This window comes from Sorangium sp. So ce327, from assembly GCF_051530205.1.
Taxonomy (GTDB): Bacteria; Myxococcota_A; Polyangia; order Polyangiales; family Polyangiaceae; genus Sorangium; species Sorangium cellulosum_B.
The window spans coordinates 6,997,520-7,019,292 of sequence record NZ_CP150330.1; the positions used below are offsets into that span (position 1 = coordinate 6,997,520).

The window sequence follows — 21,773 nt, forward strand, 5'->3', positions numbered from 1 at the left end:
TTTCTGGGGGGCCGCGCTCGCCGCGGAAGGGATCACGCTCTTGATGGTCAGCTCGGACATGGAGGAGGTGCTCGGCATGAGCGATCGCGTGGTCGTCATGCACGAGCGCCGGATCACGGGCGTGCTCCCGCGCGAAGGGCTGACGCAGCAGCGCGTCGCCGCGCTGATGACGGGGAGCGCGAGGGGCGCGGAAGGGGACGTGGAAAGCGCGGTGACCGCATGAGACGTGAGCTGGGCATGAGCGTCGTGCTCTTCCTGATGTGCGCGGGGCTCTGGATCTCCAACCCCGACTTCCTCGGGCAATCGAACGTCGTCAACACCACGCGGCAGATCGCGATGCTCGGCATCTTCGCGATGGGCATGGGGTTCGTCATCATCACCGGCGGCATCGACCTGTCGATCGGCTCGGTGATCGGCTTCACCGGCGTCCTGCTCGCCAAGATCTCGTCCTCGGGGATGGGGTGCCTGGGCTACCCGCTCTGGGTCGGCATCCCGGCCGCGCTCGCCGCCGCGATGCTGGTGGGGCTCGCGCAGGGGCTGCTCATCACGCGGCTCAAGCTGCAGCCGTTCGTCGTCACGCTCGGCGGCATGCTCCTCGTGCGCGGCGTCTCGCAGACGGTGGCCGAGGGCGGCACGCTGAGCTTCGGCGACTCGCCGTTCCTCGGCCTCGCCAACGGCGGGCTGCTGCGCGTGGGAAGCGACGCGCTCATCCCCTACCCGCTCGTCATCTTCCTCGTGGTCCTCGCCGCCGGCGCGTACGTGCTGCACTTCACCGTGCTCGGGCGCTACATGTTCGCGATCGGGGGCAACCGCGAGGCCGCCGAGTACTCGGGCATCGACGTGCGCCGGGTGGAGGTCTCGACGTACGTCATCTCGTCGGCCACCGGCGGGATCGCGGGCGTCTGCTACGCGTCCTACATCGGCCAGATGTCGCAGCAGGTCGGGATGGGCTACGAGCTCTACGCGATCGCGGCCGCCGTGCTCGGAGGCTGCTCGCTGCGCGGCGGCGAGGGCGGCGCGCTCGGGATCCTCATCGGCTCTGCCCTCATGCGGGTCATCGACAACGGCATCAACATGTTCCAGATCCGCCACAGCGACGCCGGCGTGCCGCGCATCTGGCGCCTCGACCCGAACTGGACGTTCATCATCATCGGCGCCGTCATCCTCGTGGCCGTCGTCTTCGACCAGGTGGTGCACGTCGCCCAGGCGCAGCGGCGCGCCCGGCGCGCCGGCGAGGCGAAGGCCGCCGAGCCGCACCCCATCGAGGCGCCGCCCGCCGGGGCGGAGTAGCCGCCGCGCGGTCAGCGGCGCTTCGCCGCGCGGCGGCGCACCCTCGAGAGCGCATGGCGGAAGCCGCTCGCCAGGTTGGCGTGCGTCACCATCGAGCCGACGTCCAGGCCTTGCCGGACCATCATCTGCGCGGCCTCCGGCCGGATGCCGACGAGCACCGCCTCGGCGCCGAGCAGCGCGGCCGCCTGCGCCGCCTCGACGAGCCGCGACGCCGCCGTCGCGTCGACGAACGCCATGCCGGTGACGTCGATCAGCACGACGCGCGCGCGCTTCGCGTCGATCTCGCGGAGCATCGACGCGATGAAGTCGCCGGAGCGCCGGGCATCCATGACGCCCACGACGGGCATCACGAGGATGCCGTCCGCGATGGGCACCACGGGGCTCGAGAGCTCGCGGATCGTCTGGAGCATCGCCGCTTGCTGCAGGTTGGCGCGCTCGAGCTCCTCGCTCCGCGCGGAGATGCGGCGGAGCAGCCGGGCGTTCTCGACGCCGATCGCCACCGTGCCGGCGACGCGGACCAGGAACGCCACGTCGCCCGCGCCGCACGCCTCCCTGCGAGCGCTGCTCAGGACGAGGGCGCCGAGGACGTTGCCGCGGCCTTGCAGCGGCACCGCGATGGCCGTGCGCGCGCCGTCGTGCGCGGCAGGCAGGGCGGCGTCCGCGCCCCCCTCGGCGGGGTCGATCACGACCGGGCGGCCCGACGCGATCGCGCAGCGCACGAGCGAGCGCGCCGGGATCGAGACCTGGTCCTCGACGACGGAGCTCGTGGGGGGCGCGACCCCGATCATCATGACCTCGATCGCAGGGGCGACGGGCGCGATCCGCCCGCCGTTCCCGGCCGCGGCCCGGCGGGCGGCCTCGAGAGAGAGGTAGTCGCTCAGCGTCGTGGACCACGGCGTCTGCTCGAGGGTGACGCAATCGACGCGGGTGTGGAGGACACGGGAAGGCGGCAGCTCGGCGAGGGTCGGCCCGACGCCGCGCGTGATCATCCGGTGGATCGTCTCGATGGCGCGGAAGCCCATGTCGTCCTCGCGCTGGACGATCGTCGCGTGGATCGCCCCCTGCCGGAGCAGGGCGACCGTGCGGGCGACGAGATCGAAGCCGACGATCTTGAGATCTCCGGCCCTGCCGAGGGCTCGCGCCGCGCGGCCCCAGGACGGCCCGTTGTCCGCCGCGGCGCCGAAGGCGCCCGCGACGTCGGGCCGCCCCTCCAGCGCCGCCGTGGCGAGCCTCGTCCCGGCCTCCTGATCCCAGTCGCACGGGATCGTCGGCAGCACCGTGAGGTTCGACCCGAGCGCCGCGACGCGGAAGCCCTCGACGCGCTCGCGGATGTTCAGCGCGAGCCCCACGGCGCCCAGGGACGCGACGACGCCGCCGCCCGGGAGCAGCCGCTTCATCACCTCGGCCGCCAACCTGCCCGACGCCACGTTGTCCGTCCCGATGTAGAGCGGCGCCCGGCTGCCCGGGATCGGAGGGGTGTCGATCACGACGACCGGGATGTCCCTCTCGGCCGCCCGCCGGAACGCCTCCTCCGCGCTCTCGGGGTTGCTGGGCGCGACGACGATGCCGGACATGCGCCGGCCGATCGCCTCATCGAGCAGGGCGCGCTGAGAGCCGTCGCCGTCGCCGCCATGGCCGGTCCGCCAGTCGATGGAGACGCCGAGGGGCCGCGCTGCGCTGTCCGCGCCGGCGCGGATGTTCTGGAAGTAGGTCGTCGGCTCCGACGCCGGGGCCCGGTAGACGCGGGCGCACAGGTCGCCCCGCGCGAGCTCGGGGCCGTCCCCGACGCGGTCCTCGTCGAGCAGCCAGATCTCCACCGTGTCCCAGCTCGGATCGAGCTGCACGCTCTTGATGCCGTGAGCGATGGTCTCGATGAGGTCGTGCAGCGCGAGCGTCGTGCCCACCGCGTGGAGCAGCCGCTCGAACAGGCGGATCTCCTGCGCCGCGCTCGCCTTGTCGTCATACAGCCTGTGCCGCTCCAGCGCATCTCCGGCCGTGCCCGCGAGGACCTCGATCATGGCGCGGCGCTCCTCGCCCGGAGACTCCATGGTGGCCTGCTCGATGGCGAGATAGCCGGCCGGCTCGCCGCACAGCTGGATGGGCGCGACAAGCACCCCGGCGCCTTCGGGGACGCCGCAGCCCGCCTCGATCGCGAAAGGCAGGTACGTCCCGTACCAGGCCCGCGCATCGACGATGCGGCTCCCGTGCGCGCCGTCGGGAGGCGCCGCCGTGCCGAGCGCGCCCCCCTCGACCTCCGCGCCGACCGGAACGCGCGAGGAGACCCCAGGCGCCGCGTCGAACCCGACAAGCGCTCGGGCCACGAAGCGGTCGCCCTCGCGGAGCAGCAGGCTCCCGCGCGGCGCGTGCGGGAGGACGGCCACGGCCCGCCGCACAATCTGCTGGAGGACGGCGAGGAGGTCGGGTACCTGACGCATGCGTATCGTTCCACGATCTCGCCTGGATCCAGGCGGCCTTCAACAACTTCGCGCGAGATCGATCGATCGATCGATCGATCGGGTCAATCAGGGATCGGAAGAGACTGCGCGGCCGAGCGGCGGCGCGCCTCGCGAGGAGCCGCTCACGACATCGACTCATGACGACGCGATCATGAGCTGGGCGCTCGTGGCACAAACAGGCAGCGACCTCCGCCCCAGGCGCGGGAGCGCGCCGGCCCGCGTCACCCCGGCAGCCGAAGGCCCACCCCGCTGGCGCCGGCCCCGAGCCCCTGTCCGCCCACCGCAAGGAGCAGCGCCCGCGCTGGCCCCCAGCCGCGCCGGGCGCTCCCCAGCCGCGCTGCCGCAGGCGCGCAGGTTGCAGGGAAAGCACAAAGATCTCGCGGAGCGGCCATGGATTCCGCTTGCGGACGCCGGCGAAATTTGTGTCATTATTGCGCGGTTACCGTAACAACCTTGCGACGCGCAGCAGCGCGGCGCGCTTGCCCTTGACGACCGAGGAGGCGAGAGTCCTGGACGTCATCGAACGATACGAGTTCAAATACCTGGTGCCGGAGCGTCTGGTCCCGGCGATCCGGGCCACCGCCTGCGCGATCGGCCGGCTGGACCGGTACGCCGGCCCGGGCGGCGTGTACCGCATCCGGTCGCTCTACCTCGACACCCGCGGGTTCGACCTCTACTGGGCCAACGCCCGGGAGCAGCGCGACCGCTTCAAGCTGCGGGTGCGCACCTATCCCGGGAAGACCAGCCCGGCCTTCCTGGAGGTGAAGCGGCGCGTCCAGGATGTGATCATCAAGTCGCGCGCGGCGGTGCCAGCGAGCGAGTGGCGCGATCTGCTCGCGCACGGCCGCCCCGTCTCGCTCGATCACCTCTCGCCGGGCGCGCGGAAGGGCGCGGAGAAGTTCATCGGCGCGTTCCACCGCCACGACCTCAGACCGACGCTCCTTGTCGACTACGAGCGCGAGGCGTACGAGAGCACCCTCGACACCTACGCGCGCCTGACGTTTGACCGGAAGATCGTCTGTCAGCGCAGGGAAACGCTGGATCTCGACGCCTCCGACGGGGGGTGGCGCCCGGTCGACCACCCCGTCCAGACGCAGACGCCGGAGCCCGTCTGCGTCCTCGAGCTCAAGTTCGAGCGCAGGCCGCCTGCGTGGATGGTGGCGCTCGTGCGGCGCCTCGACCTCGTCCGGCACTCGTTCTCCAAGTACTGCTACAGCGTCACCGCGCAGCTGATGCTCCCGGAAGCGCGGGCGACCCGGGTCGCAGGGTGGCAATGATGGACTGGCTGGCGGCGCTCTCGCACGGCGAGGCCGTCGAGTGGCGCGACGCGCTCCTCGCCCTGCTCGTCGCCTTCGGGCTCACGCAGGGCATCGCCGGCGTCTACATGCTCACGTTCCGCGGCCTCTCGTACTCCCGGACGGTCGTCCAGAGCATGGCGCTGGGCAGCATCATCACGTGCACGCTCATGCTCGCCGTCGGCAACAACATCGCGGCCGGCATCGGGATCGCGGGGGGTGTCTCCGCGATCCGGTTCCGCACCACGCTGCGCGACCCGCGCGACGTCGTGTTCGTCTTCGCGTCGCTCACCATCGGCATGGCGAGCGGCGCGCGGGCCTACGGCGCGGCGATCGCGGGGGCGGCGATGTTCGGCGTCGCGACGCTCTTGCTCCACGTCACCGGCTACGGGTCGCGCCGGCAGCCCGACGGGCTGCTCCGGTTCGTGGCGCCGGCCGGCCAGGCCGGCGCGGAGATCGCCGGCCCGATCGCGGGCATCCTCCGCGAGCACTGCGGCACCTTCTCGCTCGTGACCCTGCGCGAGGCGGCGCAGGGCACCGTCATGGAGCACGCCTACCAGATCCGCGTTCGCCACCCCGACATGCGGGCCGGCCTCGTGACGAGCCTGCAGGCGTTGCCCGGCGTGGCGGACGTGAGCCTGATGCTCCAGGAGCCGACGCTGGACCTCTGACCACGGCGACGCACCACATCAGCTGGTGCGTGGGCAGCAATCTCACGTGGGCGCCCTGCGTCGCCGCCGCACCGTGGTGGCCGTGCTAACAGATCGCATGCACAAGAGTCGCCTGGCTGGGTTCATCATCGACTGCCGAACCGACGATCTCGATGGCGCCGCCCGCTTCTGGAGCGCGGCGCTCGGGATGCGATCGCGCGGCCAAGACGGCGAGGCCTACGTCCGCCTGGACGCGTCTGCGCGCGATCTCTCGGTCGAAGTGCAGAGCGTGAAGCACGGGAGCCGCGTTCACCTCGACATCGAGACCGACAACGTCGAAGCCGAGGTGCGCCGCCTCGAGCGGCTCGGCGCCAAGCGGGTCACGCAGGCCTCGACGTGGTGGGTGCTCGAGGCGCCGACCGGCCAGCGCTTCTGCGTGGTGAGGACCCATCACCCGGACGCGCACGGCTTCTCCACGTGGGACGACGAGGGGAACCCCGTATAGAAGCGGCGGCTCCGGCCTCGACGCCCGCAATGGGCAACTCATTATTTCGTGCAATTCACCATAACGTAACACAACCCTACCCATTCTTGCGCTCACGCCCGCTCCTCTGCAAAACTCGATAGAGCGGCCCTGGCGAACTGGTTCCGAGCCCGATCCATCCAGGTATCCCCGTCGAGCGCCTTGGCGCCGCGGTGCCCGTTCGCATCGCTCGGCCGTCGGCGCCGGCGCCAGCGGCGCACGCCGAGGCTTCCAGACCTGCAAGGGTCGTGCAGTTCCGCGGATACTGGACGCGCTTTGACCTCCTGAGTTGCCCCGCCTGCGGCGTGCCGGCGTGACAGGAGAGAGAGGCCCAGATCCCCGCCTGAGCCCTTCGGTCGACGCGACATGACGGCGGCGACCGACCCGCGGCGCAAGAGGACGCAGGGCGCGCAGTTCGCGCGCTGGCCGATGTGCCGGGGTGGCCGCGCTGGCCGGCCATCCTGGACCACCGGGCGGCCACGCCACGGGATAAAGCCACGTCAAACAGCCCCGTAGACCGGTTTTCCGGGGTGCGGAGGCAGGCCGAGATTTTGCAGTGCCTCCGGACGGCTCCCGACGCTCGCGAGAAATCGAGGCGAGCCCGGGTCAGCATCAATTTTGGCCCACGCCTGTAGGCTGATGTAGCCAAACGTGGGAAGAGGTTAACGTGCGTATCCTGGGTTTCACGGTACTGACACTGCTTGGCGTTGCGACCTCGAGCTGCACCGGTCCCTCGGACAGCGGCGGGAGCGGGGGCGGAGCTGGAGGCGACGCCCGGCACGTCGAGATTCCCGAGCAGTCGGCGGAGATGTCCGACCCGCTGCCGGTCGAGACGCCGGCGACGGAGGCGGAGAACTCGGACCCGCTGCCGGTCGAGCTTCCGGCCGCGGAGAACGACGAGCCGCTGGACCAGCCGGCGATGATCGAGGTGCCGATCGCGCTGCCCGGCTCGACCCAGGGCTGCCCCGACGGGATGGTGCGGGTGGAGGGCGAGTATTGCAGCGCCGTGGTGCAGGAATGCCTCGAGTACCATCCCGAATGGACAAAGCGCCACGGCGAGCCGGGGGTCGCCGCCCGATGCTTGCGATTCCGCGAGCCGTCGCGGTGCGTCGCCGAGAAGACCCAGCACCTCTCGTTCTGCATGGACCGGTACGAGTACCCGAATGTCCCGGGCGCGCTGCCGCGCACGCTGACCTCGTGGGAGCAAGCCGCCGGGCTCTGCGCGGCGGAGGGCAAGCGGCTCTGCACCGAGGCCGAGTTCAATTTCGCCTGCGAAGGCCCTGAATCGCAGCCTTACGTCTACGGCTACGAGCGGAATGCCGAGACGTGCAATCAGGACCGAGACTACCGCTTTCCGGACCACTCGCAGCGGCTGCTCCACTACGAAGCGTGCCAGCAGAACGCGCGATGCGCCGCCGAGCTCGCGCGCCTGGACGGCCGCGAGCCGTCGGGCGGGCGCGCGGAGTGCGCCTCGTGGGCGGGCGTCTTCGACCTGAACGGCAACGTCAACGAGTGGGTGGTGCGCACCGATCAGAAGGCCCCTTACCGCAGCGGGCTCAAGGGCGGATGGTGGGGTCCGATCCGGAGCCAGTGCCGCCCGATGACGACCTTTCACAAGGAAGACGACTACGGCTACGAGGTCGGCTTCCGCTGCTGCGCGGACGCCGAGACACACCCCGCGGGGTGAGCGCGGCCCGCGGGCCACACGTCCGCCCGGACTTCTGACCTCGCGCCCGCAGACCGCGGGAGCGACGGTATCCCCCTGAGCGCATAGTTCGACAATCGAATCATCGTTGCAGCTTCAGGAGGGCGGACGGCACGCACGCCGTTCCGTCGCGGGCCAGTGAATGCGACGTGACTGTATCAGGAGACCGATCGCGCGAAGCGCTTGACATCGGTTCCCAGTTGCATGCTTAAGTCACATGGCATGCTCGGCATCGTCTCGCGCCGCGCATGGCACGTGTAAACCTTGCTTCGACAGTCACGGTGTGATCGTGCAACGGCCGTTGTCGATCGCGTATCGCTCCGGTCGCAATCTTACAAATTCGACCCGATGGGCTGCAGGGCTCGCTGACGCAACTCTGTTTTACTTATTTGCTTTGAGCACAACCCTGCGGCTCGGCCGGCCGGATCATGGAGGACCTTATGCGTATCAATCGCTTACTTGGCACTGTCTCCTTCTCGTTCGCGTGCTGCCTGGTCGCCTGCGCCATGGAGCCTGCTGACCTGGAGGACAGCGACGCCCTCGAGTCGGGGTTGAGCAGCCCGGACAACACGATGAAGGCCGAGCTCACGTTCCAGTCGCAATGGACCGGCGGGTACTGCGCGAACGTGACCGTGACGAACACGAGCACCGGCCCGGCCACGTCCTGGGGTCTGGTCGTCGGGCTCAACGGCGCCACGGTGACCAGCCTGTGGAACGCGCGCTACACGCCGTCCGGCGGGCAGCTGAACGTCACCAACGAGAGCTACAATGGCTCGATCGCCGCGGGCCGCTCGGCGTCATGGGGGTTCTGCGCGAGCGGCACCGGGAGCCCCACGATCGTCTCGGTCAAGGGCAATGGAGGCTCGAGCACCAGCACGAGCTCTTCTTCATCGAGCAGCAGCAGTTCGAGCTCCTCATCGACCAGCAGCAGCTCGAGCTCGTCCTCGAGCTCCTCGGCGAGCAGCGGCGGGGGCGGTGCAGGCGGCTCCGGTGGCGGGGGCGGCTCCGGCGGCTCCGGCGGCTCCGGCGGCGGCACCCCGACCGGCGCGAAGTTCGTGGGCAACATCACGACGAATGGCGCCGTCCGCGCCGGCTTCGCGAACTATTGGAACCAGATCACGCCCGAGAACGAGGGCAAGTGGGGCTCCGTCGAGAGGGCGCGCGGCCAGAAAGACTGGAGCAAGCTCGACACGATCTACAAGTACGCGAAGGACAACGGCATCCCGTTCAAGCAGCACACCTTCGTGTGGGGCAGCCAGCAGCCAGAGTGGCTCGCGGGCCTCTCCGGGTCGGAGCAGCAGGCGGCCGTGAGGGACTGGATGCGGTCGTTCTGCGCGCGCTACCCCGACACCAAGTACATCGACGTCGTCAACGAGCCGCCGCCCCACACGACGCCCTCTTACAAGAACGGCATCGGCGGCGACGGCGCCAGCGGCTATGACTGGATCGTCAACTCCTTCAAGTGGGCTCGCGAGTTCTGCCCGAACGCGAAGCTGATCCTCAACGACTACAACAACATCGAGTACGAGGGTGAGCACCAGAACTTCATGCGGATCGCGAGGGCGGTGATCAACGCAGGCGCCCCGGTCGACGCGCTCGGCGCGCAGGCCCACGACGCATACAGGCTCAACACAAACACGGTGAAAGGGTACATCGACAAGCTCGCGTCGCTGGGCAAGCCCGTGTACATCACCGAGTACGATATCGGCATCGCGAACGACGAGGAGCAGCGCCGGGTGATGCAGGAGCAGTTCACGATGTTCTGGAATCACCCTTCCGTTCCCGGCGTCACGCTGTGGGGTTACATCGTCGGCTCCACCTGGAGGGCCAACACGGGCCTCCAGCAGCCGAACGGCACCATGCGGCCGGCCATGACGTGGCTGATGGACTTCCTCGACCGCTGACGACCAGAAGCGCGCGCGGCGCGCGTCGAGCCGTGCTATGCGAGCCGAATGTCCAGAGACGTCGAGCTCCAGTGTCGCTGCGGAAAGGTCCATGGATGGCTGCGCGGTGCATCGCCGGAAGCGGTGAACCGCGCCGTCTGCTACTGCGACGACTGTCAGGCGTTCCTGCACCATCTCGGCCGCGCCGACCTGCTCGATGAGCAGGGCGGCACGGACATCGTGCAGGTGGCTCCTTCGGCGGTCTCCTTCGACCGCGGCAGCGAGCTCGTCACCGCGGTGCGCCTGACGCCCAAGGGCCTCTATCGCTGGTACGCGAGCTGCTGCAAGACGCCGCTCGGCAACACGTTGACGCCGCGACTGCCGTTCGTCGGCATCGTCACAGAGCTGTTCCAGCAAGCGCCGGGCGCGCGCCCGTGCGACGAGGTCTTCGGCGCGCCGCGCGGCGCGATCCTGGGCAAGTTCGCCATCGGCGAGCCGCCGCCCGGGTCGCTGAGGCCGAGCGTGCGATTCCTCGCGCACGTGGCCCGGAAGCTGCTCGGCTGGAAGCTCCGCGGCAAGGCGTGGCCGCATCCGTTCTTCGATCGCGCGAGCGGCGATCCGAAGTACCCCATCACGGTGCTGTCCGCGGCCGAGCGCGAGGCGCTGCGCCCGCTGTGCGGCCCGCGCCCCGCGCGCGCATGACGGGCCGGCTCGAACCTCCCCCGCTCGTCCTCGCGGCGTCGCCGCGCTAGCGCTCCGCGCGCCCTTCGCGCGGAGTACCGCTCCAGCGCAGGTCGGCGACGATGGGGAGGTGATCCGAGCCGAGATCCGGGCCGATCCATGCGCGCTCGGTCGTCCAGCCAGGCCCGGCGAGCACGTGGTCGATGCGGACGCCAAACCAGCGCGTGCGCTTCGTCGCGCCGAACCCCAGGCCGGCGCGCGAGAACGCGTTCTCGAAGCCCGCCCAGAAGCGCCGGTAGATGGCGCTGTCGACCGGCATGTTGAAGTCGCCGGCGACGACGACCGGATAGGGCGCCTCGTCGACCCACTGCCGCGCGAGCTCGGACTCCCAGACACGCAATGCGATGACGCGGTCGTGCTCCGCTGCCTGCTTCCACAGGCCGTGGATCAGCGCCTCGATCGCCTCGCGGGGCGTCTCCAGATGCAGGTTGAGCAGGCTGAAGACACGGGTCCCGGGCGGCTCCTCCGAGCTCAGCCGTGGCGCGTCCGGCAGCGCGATCTCGTAGCGCAGGATCGCGCCGTGGCCGCCTTGATCCCAGACGTCACGGCGATCCCTGGACTCGGCCTTGAGGAGAGGGTGCCGGCTCACAAGGCACATCCCGGTATCGACGTGGACGGACCATCCTGGAAATGCTGCGTTCAGCTCCGGCTCCGACGCCGAGCACTCCTGCATCGCGATCACGTCGGGCCGGGTCTCGGCCACGAAGCCCTTGAGTCGATCGATGTCCATCGCGCGGCTGCCCGTGTTGAAGGAGGCGACGCGCAGATCGTGCCTGTCGGCGTCTCCGGTAAGGGCCCGGAGAGAGAACGTGAAACCGAGGATCGGCCCGGCCACGATCGCGGATGCCAGCGCCGCCGGGAGGAGAGCGCGGCGCTGCACGAGGAGCGCGGCGGGCACGATCACGAGGAGAGGGAGAGCGACGATCCGGCGCGGGCCGAAGAGAAAGAGCGTCCCCGGCCACCACCGGTCGCCCACGAGGGGCAGGGCGAGCCAGATCGACGCGACCGCGAGGAGGTAGAGCACGGCGACGGCGAGCACGACGAACCGGAGCCGGCGCCAGCGTGGTGGGGACGAAGGACGCCTGGCGGATTGCGGTTGCGGCTCGGACGACGCATCCCTGGATGGCTCGCGGTGGCGCATCGATGTTCCTCCGTCGGGGTGTAGAGTCCGTCTCGACGCGCGGCGGCGACGAACGCACTCAGCCTCACCGGCCGGGCGCGCTGGCCGCGTCCGCTGGCGCCGCCTCGTTCACAAGCGTCATGGACTTCGCCGGCTCTCCTTCTCCGCCGCCTTCTTGGCGGAAGACCCCTTCTTCGCCGCAGCCTTCGCGGCGGGAGTCCCCTTCTCCGCCGCAGCCTTCTTCTCCGGCGCTCCCTTCTCGGCTGCCACCTTCTTGACGGGAGTCCTCTTCTTCGCCGCAGCCTTCTTCTCCGGAGCTCCCTTCGCCGCCGCCACCTTCTTGGCGGGAGACCCCTTCTTCACTGGCTTCCCCGGCGCCAGCGCCGCGCCACCCAGCGACAGCAACGCTCGCTTCGGCGCCACCGCGCGGTAGCTCTCCTCGATCCACTCGAGCAGCATCGCCTCGGGCACGCGATCCTTCGGGCCGAAGCGCGCCGTCACCCAGCCGCTCTTGCCGAGGTTGTACCCCGTTGGCTCCGCGAACGGCAGCATGAGCGCGGCCTCGCCCGACTGCGGGAGCTTGGCCGTGACACGTAGCTTCCCTTCGTGGCTGTTGAGGAAGACGAAGATCTTCCCGCGCACCTTGGCGACACGGTCGCCCCAGGGGAACTCCTCCACGGCCTCTGGATAGGCCAGCGCGGCGTCGCGCAGCCTCGCGAGGATGGGCGTGAACCTCGCGTCGTCCTGGCGCATCGTCATCCGGCCAGCGTAGAGCGCTCGCACGACCTCGTAAAGCCGGAACGGCGCCTGCGCACAGCCCGCTCAAGGGCTGATTTCTCCGGTGCCATGAGGTAGGGTGGCGCCTTGCAGGAGCACGTTATCCCAATGTTTTCGCTCGAGAACCGTGTTCAGGAGTACGCCTGGGGCTCCCGGGACGCCATCGCGACGTTGCTCGGACAGCGCCCCTCCGACAAGCCACAGGCCGAGCTCTGGATGGGAGCCCACCCGGCGGCCTCCTCGTGCATCGAGCTCGACGGGGGACGAGAGCGCCTGATCGACGCCATCTCCAGGCACGCAGACGCCTTCCTCGGAGGACCGACGCGCGAACGCTTCGGCGCTCGGCTCCCCTTTCTGCTCAAGGTGCTCGCGGCCGACCAGCCGCTGTCGCTGCAGGCACACCCGGACGAAGCGCAGGCGCGACGCGGGTTCGACGCGGAGAACGCCGCCGGCGTCCCGGTCGACGCCCCCGAGCGCACCTACCGCGACCCGCACCACAAACCCGAGCTCATCTGCGCGCTCACCCCGTTCGACGCCCTCTGCGGTTTCCGGCCCGCCACGGCCCTGCCGGAGGTCTTCGAGCTCCTCGCCGGAGGCCCGGGGGACGCGCTCGTCCCGCGCAGCGCCGATGGGATCGACGCGGCCGCTGTCGCGCGGCTCGTCCAGGGCCTGCTCGCGCTCGAACCGGCCGCCCGGCGCGAGCTCGTGTCCTCGGTGGTCGAGGCGTGCCGGGAGCGCGCCCAGGCGGGCGGATGGCTCGCGCGGGCCGCTGGCTGGGCGCTCCGCTTGAACGAGCTCTACCCGGGCGACGTCGGCGTCGTGATCGCGCTCCTGCTCAACGACGTGCACCTCGAGCCGGGCGAGGCGCTGTACCTGCCGCCGCGCCGGCTGCACGCCTATGTGCAAGGGGTCGGGATCGAGATCATGGCGAGCTCCGACAACGTGCTGCGCGGCGGGCTCACGCCGAAGCGCGTCAACGTCGACGAGCTCGTTCGCGTCCTCGATTTCGCGCCGTGGCGTGTCGAGCCCATCGTCCCACGCCAGGCGGGCGTGGAGTCCTTCTATGACACCCCAGCACCGGAGTTCCGGCTCTCCCGCATCGACCTCGACGCCGCGGCCCCCTGGAGGACCGATGACCGCCGCGGCCCCGAGATCGTCCTCTGCACCAGGGGACAGGCCTCGCTGGTCGACGCGCGCGGCGCTGCCCGCGAGCTCCGCCAGGGTGGCTCGATCTTCGTCCCGTTCTCGTCGGGGAGCTACGCCATCGAGGGACACGGCCAGTTCTTCCGGGCTACCGTCGGCCTCTGAAGCCACCTCGAGAGACGCACAGTGACGCCGGGCAGCGTCCGATTCCGGCCCCCGGCCTCTGCCCACAGAAGAGGAACAGAGGGCCACAGAGCACGGGACGGGAGCCTAGGATTTCTGTTCTTGGCGAACAGCTCGCTCCGAGGCGGCTCGCTCACGCGCTTCCCGCGGGGGGATGGCGGGCTCTCCCTGGGCGACCGCGGGCTCGCCGCGCGGGGTCTCCTGGCCATCCGCGGGCCCGCGCGCGAGCGACCCGGCGGCGGCGCGCCACGTCGCGAGGACGCGCCGCTTGAGCGCGCGGAGCTCGTGCGCGGCGAGCTCCGCGGCGCGGCGGGCGCTGTCGTTCACCGAGGGGCGCGCGGCCCGGAGCTCGATGAGCGGCCGCGCCGATAGCGAGAGGGCCAGCTTGTACTGGCAAGGGCTGTCCAGAAAATCGTACTCGTGCCGCCCCTCCGCGATCGCAGCGCGGATGGCAAAGGCGTGGATCACGGTCCCCGGCCGGAGCCCCTTCGGCAGGTCGACCCTGCGCCCGCACTGGTAGAAGTAGATCTTGTTGTTCCACACAAGGTTATAGAGCGCCGCGATGGGCTCGCCGCGCGCCGAGAGCCACGCGAGATCGAGGGCGCCGCGCTCGAACATCGCGGGCATCACCTCGTCGTGGAACTCGCGGAAGCGCTGCGAGGCGAACACGCCGGCGCGCCCATCGGCCGACCAGCGCTCGGCGTGCAGGCGGAGCAGGATCTCTCGCGCGCGCTCGAGCTCCGCGCGCGTCCTCGCCCGCTCGAACGTCAGCGTGCCGCCCGCCCACGCCTCGAGATCGCGCGTCGAGCGGCGCACGAGGTAGCGGCGCGAGGCGGAGAGCGCGCTCAGGTACTTCTCCCAGCTGGACGGCAGCGGGATGTAGGGTGAGGCGTCCGTGACCTCGATCCGCGCGTCGATGCCGTGCTGCCGGAGCTCGCGCGAGAGGATCACGGCGAGCGCGCCCTCGGGGCGCATGGCCGGCATCACCAGCTCGTCCCAGGCCCCGAGCGCCGCGCCCGTGAGCGCGCCGGCGAGCGCGTGCGCGACGTCGGCCTCGGCGCCCCGCTCGGCGATGACACCGAGGTTGCAAGAGCAGACCTCGTCGGCCTGATCCTCCCCCGAGGCGATGAGCTCCAGCCGGCGGAACACGATGCCGCTGCGGTGCCGGCAGCGGCGCTCCAGCAGCGGCGCGAGGCCGACAAGGCGGGACCCATCGAAGAAGAGCGCGGCGCGCAGCGAGCGGCCCTGCGCCCCGAACACGCGCCACCAGGCGAGCATCCAGTCCGGCGTGAGCATCGGGTCGTTCATGCCGCTCCGCCCCATCAGTTCTTCCCACGCCCCACGCATCGCGCCGAGCTCGGCGACATCGGTGACCAGGTGAAACCGCAGCATCCCCCCTCCCTTCCGCACAACCCCGCACGCCGTCCGCCGCCGCTCTGCCGGGCCTCTCAGCGGCGCGGCGGCAGCGTCGCTCCCCTCAGCGCCATCGTGGCCGCAGCTGGGCAAGCGCCGTCCGCGCCGCGGCGAACCGCTTGTCCAGCCATGTCATTCGATACCCCTCCTCGGCGGCGCGCCGCTCGGCGCGCTCGTGTTCATAAGGGACCCGATGAAACGAGATCTCCTGTCGCGACGAGTCGAAGACGGCGAGCTCGGCGAGCTTCTCGCGCCTCCGGGCCGCGTCGACCGAGCCGGGGTTGATGAAGAAGCACCGGCGCCCGTGGCCGAGCGAGATCCGCTCGCCCGTCGGCCGCGGCGTCGCGACCCCCGCCTCGACCTCGTAGAGCGCCTGGACGTGGGTGTGCCCGAAGAAGCAGATGCGCCCGCTCGGCTCGCGCTCCCTGAGGAGCAGCGCGTTCGCCTCGATGTGCGCGGGGCTCACCATGTACTGACAGGGGTCGACGACGCCGCCGTGGATAAGGACGATCTCGCCCTCGATAAGGCGCCGCCTGGGCAGCAGGGCGAGGGCCCGCTTGCTGTCTGAGGAGAGCGCGACGCGCGTGCGCTGGAGCGCGAACGTCGCCTTGGTTCCGCAACGCTCGACGCCGATCCGATCGATCGCGATGAGGTCGTGGTTGCCCGCGATCGCGAGGGTCGGCGGTCGCGCGAGCAGGCGCACGCACACGTCGGAGTCTGCGTTGTACCCGACGATATCCCCGAGGCAGAGCAGGCGCTCCACCCCCCGCTCCGCGAGGAACGCCTGCACGGCCGAGAGGGCCTCGAGGTTACCGTGAATGTCCGCGATGATCCCGTAGAGCATGGCCTGCCACCTTTCGTGTGAGGAATGAGCTGGCCCATCGCGCGAAGGGCTTCGGGTCGTCCCAGGCGAACGCGTCGTAGACGGTGCGCGCCCCGGCGACCGTGCCGAGCCAACCCGCGAGGGACGCGCTGCTGCGCTGCTCCCGGAACGCGCGGTAGACACGGTAGAGGTCGAGCCAGCGGTGGCTCGGGGCGGCGCGCGGCGGCGCAGGCGGGCGCCTGCCCTCGACCAGGTAGTCGTACGCGACGCGCGGCAGGTTGACGCCCGCCGCGGCGCCCACGTGGTTCCAGAGGGTATACCGGGCATTGACCTCGAGGGTGTAGAGCGCGCCGCTCCTTGCGTCGCGGACGAGGTCGATCTTGAAGGGCCCCTTCAGCCCAAGCTTCGCGGCGACGTCGCGCCCGGCCTCGGCGACCGCCTCGTCGCCCGTGATCTCGACGACCGCGCTCTCACCGGCGAAGGCCGGGTAGGTGCGGAGCTTGCGTCCGCAGAACCACGCGAGCAACTCTCCCTCCTCGTCCGCGAACCCGTGGAACGACACGAGATCGACGACGCCGCCCGGGATGTGCTCCTGGACGATCAGGTCCTGCTTGAGGCGCTCGAAATGCGGGTGCGCGAGGAGCTCGGCGCGCGTGTCGAAGAGGCGCGCCTTGCCAGCGCCGCCGAGCAGATCGCGCTGGATCTCGGCCCAGGCCGACTTGCGGCGCGGCTTCACGAGGAGCGGCTCGCGCAGGCTCGCGGGATCGCCGCCCGGCCGCAGCGTGCGCGGCGCAAGGACGCCTCTCGCCTCGCAGAGGTCGTAAAAACCCTCCTTGTCGAGGAGAGACCAGCACACGTCCTCCTCGTTGAGGAGGAAGAGGAAGTGCTGCGCCAGCGCTCTCCGGTGGCGATAGACGAGCTCGAGCTGCGGGTCGGTGCCGTAGACCAGCGGGATCCTGCGTCCGAGGGCGGCGTGGAGCCGCGCCCCGAGGCGCAGCAGGGTCGCCGCGGACGCGGCCCGGCTCGCCTCGTCGAAGCCGGGCACGAGGCACGCGGCGCTCACGTGGCGCGAGCACACGACCGCGTCGGTCGGGTCCTTGGTCACCGCGATGACCGGGATCCCGGCCATCCCGTGGGGCCGGACCAGGGTGATGTCTCCCAACACGAGCGCGGGGGGGCGCTCGGGGGAGAAGCGGGCAACGTCGATGTCCTGTCCGTCCCTGATCACCACGTTTGACATGAGTCCTCCCCCTTCGAGAGCCTTTGACCACAGCGAAGATCGGTGGCGGCAGCGCTCCGGCGTCCGCTCAGCTCACGAGCGCCAGCGGCGAGCGCGCCGTCCAGGGCATCGCCGGAACGGACCTGGGACGGTCGGAGCCTCGATCCGGCGGATCGACACGAGCGCTGCGACACGCCTCAGGACGACATGGCGGACGGCAGGAGCGCGACTCACAATCAGTATACGGGGGATTTGCTGGCTGACAAGAGAATCACGCAAGGAATGGAAAGCCAAGGCGCTGGACTGTCCGACCAGGATAAGGACATGGGCCGCCGCGCCGAACCGAGCTGTTCTACCCCGTGTCCGGGCGGCTGCGCGCCTCGCGCGCGGCGCTCGCCGCGCGCGGATTGGCCGAGGGTGCCTGTTGGGTCGGCGTGTTCATTCGTCCACGACGTGGACGGCTTCGGCCAGTTACGAAAGGTGAGCCGTCGGCAGATCGCGCGGGCACTGAAGAGGGCATGCGGTCGCCCGGGTGACGGGCCGGTCTCCAGGCAAGCGTGGGTGGTCTCCGTTCAACGTTGGATGAGCCATGCGGAAGAGCGCTGCGCCGCGCCGGCGGCGTCCGCTCAGCGACTTCGGATCATCATGTCGTCAAGGAGCATGAGGACGAATGACGGCGCCACCCGTGCGCGACGCGCTATCCCAGAGCGTCCTCGATCCGGACGCGCACGAGGCGCACGCCGGAGGGCCCCCGGAGCAGCGTGTCCCACCACTCCGAGCCCGCGAAGCGATAACGGATCTGCACCCCGAGCGCGGTCCCGTCGCCGAGCGCGCGGCGGGCGAGGGCGAGCTCGCCGCCCGCGCTGCCGGCCCGCTGGAGATCGCCGGCGCGGGCAGTCGCACCGGCCTTGAACGACACCGAGACGAGCTCCGCGGCCTCGGCGAGGTCGAAGAAGAGCTGATCAAGGGTCGCCTCGTCGAGCACCGCCTCCTGCAAGGGAGGCAGCGGGATCTCGGGACCGACATCCGTCTCACCCGTGGAGGGGAGCTTCATGGCCTGTCCGCTCCCATGCTCGGCGGCGGCCACGCGGAGAGAGGCGTGGGCGCGCGCTGATCCAGCTCGGCCGAAGGGGCGTGGCACTGGGTGCAGCTCTGCCGGTAAGGGTGGGTCGAGCGAATGCCCAGGGCGCCATGGACGCCATGGCAGCTCGCGCACTCGGAGCGCATCAGCGTCGGGTGCGGGATCGTGGGCGGCGCGCCCTCGTAGGCGCGGGCGCCTCGCCGCGGCGACGGCATACCAGCAAAGGTGTTGTCGGGCGGAGGCGGCGCCTCCGCGAGCGGCCTCGGGTCGTCGCCGACGACATGGCACTGCGTGCAGCTCTCGTAGCGACGGTGGCTCATCCTGGGCGCGGTGAGGTTCGCGACGCGCAGCCCGCGCTCGTGGCACGACAGGCAATCCGGGACGCCGAGCTGCTCGATGCGATGCGGGATCGTGGGCGGCGCGCCGTCGTAGGCGCGGCGGGAAGCGCGCCGCTCGAGCGCCGCCTCTCGATCGGCCTCCGACTGCTCGACAGGCGCGTAGAGATCGGCGTCCGCCGCCTCGAGCCGGGCGAATGCGCCCTCGTACATGCCGGCGTTCGGGCCGTGCGCGCGCTCGCGCATGTCGGCGTAGCTGCGCGCCTCGACGCTCGCCGAGGGCGGAGGGGGATCGCCGTGCAGCTCGGCGACCCCCTGCTCCGTGCCGCGGACTCCCGAGAAGTAGCCCGCCGCCGCGACAGCGACGATCGCGGCGAGGCCGACGTGCAGGCCGCGAGCGTCCTTCATCGCGCCTCTCCTCGCTTGGCCTGCGGTTTGCGGCGGATCCTGACCGCGCACTTCTTGTAATCAGGCTGCTTCGAGAGCGGATCGTACGCCTCGAGCGTCGCGCGGTTGACCATCACGGTCTCATCGAAGAACGGCACGAACACCGTGCCAGGCGGCGGCGCGCCACGGCCCTCGATCCAGACAGGCAGCTCGAGCGCGCCGCGCCGGCTCTCCAGGATCACGACCTCGCCGTCGCCGACACCGAGCTTCCGCGCGTCCTCGCGGTTCATCTCCAGGTACGACTGCGGCATCGCCCGCTGGAGCTGGGGTATCCTCATGGTGAGCGACCCCGTGTGCCAGTGCTCGAGGACGCGGCCCGTGCACAGCCAGAAGGGATACTCCGCGTCGGGCGACTCGGGCGGCGGCTCGTAGGGGTGAAACCAGATGAGCGCCCGGTCGTCCTTGGTCACCGAGTGGTAAAACTGGATCTCCTCCTTCGTGGCATAAGGGTCGTCGAACCTCGCGAAGCGGAACCGCGTCTCCCGCCACGAGCCGTCGGGCTGCTCGACGACAGGCCAGCGCAGGCCCCGCGCCTTGACGTACTCGCGGTACGGCGCCAGGTCCTTGTGCTTGAACCGGCTGAACTCGCGGTACTCCTCGAAGAGGTGCTCGTCGACGTTGACGTCGTGGTAACGCTTGTAGTCCCAGACCGGCACCTCCTTGCCGTCCTTCCGGATGTCGAACAGGAAACGGCCGTCCTTGTCCTTCATCCCGGCGAGCCCCATGTCGTGGAGCTTGCGCGCCACGGCGATGATCTGCCATGCATCGTCCCGCGCCTCGCCGGGCGGCTCGACCATCTTGAACCACTGCTGCGTACGGCGCTCGGAGTTGCCGAACATCCCGTTCTTCTCGACCCACATGGCCGAGGGCAGGACGAGGTCCGCGGCGCGCACCGTGGCCGTCGGGTAGACGTCGGACACGATAAGGAACTTGCCCGGGATCTTGCGGCTCGCGTCGAAGAGCTCGTTCGTGTTCGGCAGCGACTGGCCTGGATTGGTCACCATCACCCAGATGGTGTCGATGTCGCCCCCCTGCTCCTTCGGGGTCGAGAAGCGCTTCCAGAGCTCGACCGTGTGGTAGCCGGGCTTCGGGTTGATCCGCCCATCGGGCAGGTTCCAGAGGTGCTCGGCCTCCTTCCGGTGCTCTGCGTTCGTGACGACGAGGCCGCCGGGGAGCCCGTGGGCGAGCGTGCCGACCTCGCGCACCGTGCCGCAGGCCGACGGCTGGCCCGTCAGGCTGGTCGGGGCGTCGCCGGGCTTGCCGAAGTGGCCGCTGAGCAGGTGCACGCCGTGCACCAGATCGTTGATCGCGGTGCCGCGGGTGTGCTGGTTCATCCCCATGCACCAGACGCTCGTGATCCGCAGATCGCGGCGCCCGAAGAGATCCGCCAGCATCCGGATGTCCTTCGCGGCGACGCCCGAGATCGCCTCCACCCGCTCCGGGGTGTACTCGGCGAGCGCCATCTTGTACTCCTCGAAGCTCATCGGCTGCCCCTCGAGGGTGGGGTGCTCCGTCCGCTTGCGGAAGTTGCAGAACCTGTCGACGAACGCCCGGTCGAACGTCCCGCGCTCGACGAGCAGGTGCGCGATGCCGTTCGCGATCGCAAGATCGGTGTTCGGCTTGAAATACAGCGTGTGCTGGCAGAAGGCCGAGGTGCGGGTGCGCCGCGTCGTGAGATCGATGAGGAGCACCTGCTCGCCCCGCGATCGCCGGTCGACGACGCGCGAGAAGAGCACGGGGTGCATCTCGGCCGGGTTGTTCCCCCACATGAGGAGGACATCGCACTTGTCGAGATCCTCGTAGCAGCCGGCCGGCTCGTCCACGCCGTAGGTGGAGAGGAAGCCTGTCACCGCAGACGACATGCAGAGGCGCGCGTTCGGGTCGATCTGGTTGTTCCCGATCCCCGCCTTCACGAGCTTGTTCGCCGCGTACCCCTCGGGGATCGTCCACTGGCCGCTGCCGTAGAGCGCGAACCCCGCCGGATTCTGCATCGCGCGCCGCGCGACGATCGCGATGGCTTCATCCCAGCCGATGGGCTCGAGCTTGCCGTTTTTGCGGAGCAGCGGCTTCGTGAGCCGGTCTCTGCCGTAGAGGGCGAGGCCGACGTGATACCCCTTCACGCAGAGCAGGCCCTTGTTGACGTCCGCGCTCTGGTCGCCCGCGACCGCGACCACGCGGCCCCCCTTCACGCCCACCTGCACGTGGCAGCCGGTGCCGCAGAACCTGCACGGCGCCTTGTTCCAGATCACATCGGAGGCGGTCCCCGCCCCGGGCGCCGCCTGGGCGGCGGCGATGCCGTCCTTGCCCAGCGCGAGCCGATTGGCGGCCACGGTCGCCGCGCCCATCGCGGAGCACCTCAGAAAATCGCGGCGATCCATCATGGCTCCAGATCCGAGAAGTCGACCGAGACCACATCGACGAAGTCCACCCCGTCGGTGCAGAGCATCCGCTCCACGAGCTCTTCCCCCGCGAGCAGGGTCGCTGTCTCGGCGATCGCGGGCAGCCTCGAACCACACGGCGGTCCGAGCGAGAGCGCCGCCTCCGCGGCGAGAGAGCGACACGCCCGCGCTCGCGCGCTGGGCTCATCGGAGAGCGTGATGACAAGAGCACTGAGGGGCATCGGAACGCCTGTTTGGGGTTGATCGGGTGGATGTGATCGAGCGGGTCGAGCGTCGGATCACGACATCGC

The 21,773-nt window shown here is 70.3% G+C and carries 19 protein-coding genes; 9 read left to right on the forward strand and 10 right to left on the reverse strand.

Annotated features, from left to right (window positions below):
- Positions 1-43: 43 nt before the first annotated feature.
- The gene (locus WME95_RS26110; protein ID WP_437540784.1) at positions 44-223 is read left to right on the forward strand and encodes a hypothetical protein; all 180 of its coding nucleotides are present in this window, start codon (positions 44-46) and stop codon (positions 221-223) included.
- Entirely contained in the window at positions 220-1,290 is a 1,071-nt protein-coding gene (locus WME95_RS26115) for an ABC transporter permease (protein ID WP_437540786.1), read from the forward strand. The genes WME95_RS26110 and WME95_RS26115 overlap by 4 nt, the downstream gene beginning before the upstream one ends.
- A gap of 11 nt (positions 1,291-1,301) precedes the next feature.
- Here the strand turns inward: WME95_RS26115 and WME95_RS26120 are convergent, their stop codons facing one another.
- On the reverse strand, positions 1,302-3,725 hold the full coding sequence (locus tag WME95_RS26120; protein WP_437902111.1) for a substrate-binding domain-containing protein: 2,424 nt from the start codon (positions 3,723-3,725) through the stop codon (positions 1,302-1,304).
- 500 nt (positions 3,726-4,225) lie between these two features.
- Here WME95_RS26120 and WME95_RS26125 point away from each other — a divergent pair, with 500 nt between their 5' ends.
- The 6 genes from WME95_RS26125 to WME95_RS26150 all read left to right on the forward strand — a co-directional run bounded on the left by WME95_RS26125 (position 4,226) and on the right by WME95_RS26150 (position 10,504).
- Positions 4,226-5,023 carry a polyphosphate polymerase domain-containing protein gene (locus WME95_RS26125; RefSeq protein ID WP_437902112.1) on the forward strand — a complete coding sequence of 266 codons (798 nt, stop codon included), beginning with the start codon at positions 4,226-4,228 and terminating at the stop codon, positions 5,021-5,023.
- Positions 5,020-5,712, forward strand: a complete 693-nt coding sequence (locus WME95_RS26130; protein ID WP_437902113.1) for a DUF4956 domain-containing protein — start codon at positions 5,020-5,022, stop codon at positions 5,710-5,712. Before WME95_RS26125 ends, WME95_RS26130 begins: the two co-directional genes overlap by 4 nt.
- Positions 5,713-5,809: 97 nt before the next feature.
- On the forward strand, positions 5,810-6,196 hold the full coding sequence (locus WME95_RS26135; protein WP_437902114.1) for a VOC family protein: 387 nt from the start codon (positions 5,810-5,812) through the stop codon (positions 6,194-6,196).
- 826 nt (positions 6,197-7,022) lie between these two features.
- Positions 7,023-7,901 (forward strand): SUMF1/EgtB/PvdO family nonheme iron enzyme, encoded by an 879-nt coding sequence (locus tag WME95_RS26140; protein ID WP_437902115.1) that lies wholly within the window; start codon positions 7,023-7,025, stop codon positions 7,899-7,901.
- Between the two features lie 458 nt (positions 7,902-8,359).
- Positions 8,360-9,823, forward strand: coding sequence for an endo-1,4-beta-xylanase (locus WME95_RS26145; RefSeq protein WP_437902116.1), 1,464 nt, complete (start codon positions 8,360-8,362; stop codon positions 9,821-9,823).
- A 48-nt stretch (positions 9,824-9,871) separates the two neighbouring features.
- Positions 9,872-10,504, forward strand: a complete 633-nt coding sequence (locus WME95_RS26150; protein ID WP_437902117.1) for a DUF6151 family protein — start codon at positions 9,872-9,874, stop codon at positions 10,502-10,504.
- 46 nt (positions 10,505-10,550) lie between these two features.
- Here WME95_RS26150 and WME95_RS26155 read toward each other — a convergent pair whose 3' ends face one another.
- Both WME95_RS26155 and WME95_RS26160 read right to left on the reverse strand, forming a co-directional pair.
- Entirely contained in the window at positions 10,551-11,582 is a 1,032-nt protein-coding gene (locus WME95_RS26155; RefSeq protein WP_437902118.1) for an endonuclease/exonuclease/phosphatase family protein, read from the reverse strand.
- Positions 11,583-11,801: 219 nt separating this feature from the next.
- Positions 11,802-12,422, reverse strand: coding sequence for an MmcQ/YjbR family DNA-binding protein (locus WME95_RS26160; RefSeq protein WP_437902119.1), 621 nt, complete (start codon positions 12,420-12,422; stop codon positions 11,802-11,804).
- 126 nt (positions 12,423-12,548) lie between these two features.
- On the opposite strand from WME95_RS26160, the gene manA reads away from it, so the two are divergent.
- The gene (gene manA / locus WME95_RS26165) at positions 12,549-13,748 is read left to right on the forward strand and encodes a mannose-6-phosphate isomerase, class I (RefSeq protein ID WP_437902120.1); all 1,200 of its coding nucleotides are present in this window, start codon (positions 12,549-12,551) and stop codon (positions 13,746-13,748) included.
- A gap of 105 nt (positions 13,749-13,853) precedes the next feature.
- On the opposite strand, the gene WME95_RS26170 is transcribed toward manA, so the two are convergent.
- The 7 genes from WME95_RS26170 to WME95_RS26200 all read right to left on the reverse strand — a co-directional run bounded on the left by WME95_RS26170 (position 13,854) and on the right by WME95_RS26200 (position 21,704).
- Positions 13,854-15,158 carry a GNAT family N-acetyltransferase gene (locus tag WME95_RS26170; protein WP_437902121.1) on the reverse strand — a complete coding sequence of 435 codons (1,305 nt, stop codon included), beginning with the start codon at positions 15,156-15,158 and terminating at the stop codon, positions 13,854-13,856.
- Between the two features lie 85 nt (positions 15,159-15,243).
- Positions 15,244-16,023, reverse strand: a complete 780-nt coding sequence (locus tag WME95_RS26175) for a metallophosphoesterase family protein (RefSeq protein ID WP_437902122.1) — start codon at positions 16,021-16,023, stop codon at positions 15,244-15,246.
- Entirely contained in the window at positions 15,989-17,242 is a 1,254-nt protein-coding gene (locus WME95_RS26180; RefSeq protein ID WP_437902123.1) for a carboxylate--amine ligase, read from the reverse strand. Before WME95_RS26180 ends, WME95_RS26175 begins: the two co-directional genes overlap by 35 nt.
- A gap of 676 nt (positions 17,243-17,918) precedes the next feature.
- Entirely contained in the window at positions 17,919-18,275 is a 357-nt protein-coding gene (locus WME95_RS26185; protein ID WP_437902124.1) for a hypothetical protein, read from the reverse strand.
- Complete coding sequence (locus tag WME95_RS26190; RefSeq protein ID WP_437902125.1) at positions 18,272-19,045, reverse strand: nitrate reductase cytochrome c-type subunit; 774 nt, start codon at positions 19,043-19,045, stop codon at positions 18,272-18,274. The genes WME95_RS26185 and WME95_RS26190 overlap by 4 nt, the downstream gene beginning before the upstream one ends.
- Positions 19,042-21,465, reverse strand: a complete 2,424-nt coding sequence (locus tag WME95_RS26195; RefSeq protein ID WP_437902126.1) for a molybdopterin-dependent oxidoreductase — start codon at positions 21,463-21,465, stop codon at positions 19,042-19,044. The genes WME95_RS26190 and WME95_RS26195 overlap by 4 nt, the downstream gene beginning before the upstream one ends.
- Complete coding sequence (locus WME95_RS26200; RefSeq protein ID WP_012237335.1) at positions 21,462-21,704, reverse strand: hypothetical protein; 243 nt, start codon at positions 21,702-21,704, stop codon at positions 21,462-21,464. Before WME95_RS26200 ends, WME95_RS26195 begins: the two co-directional genes overlap by 4 nt.
- Positions 21,705-21,773 lie beyond the last annotated feature (69 nt).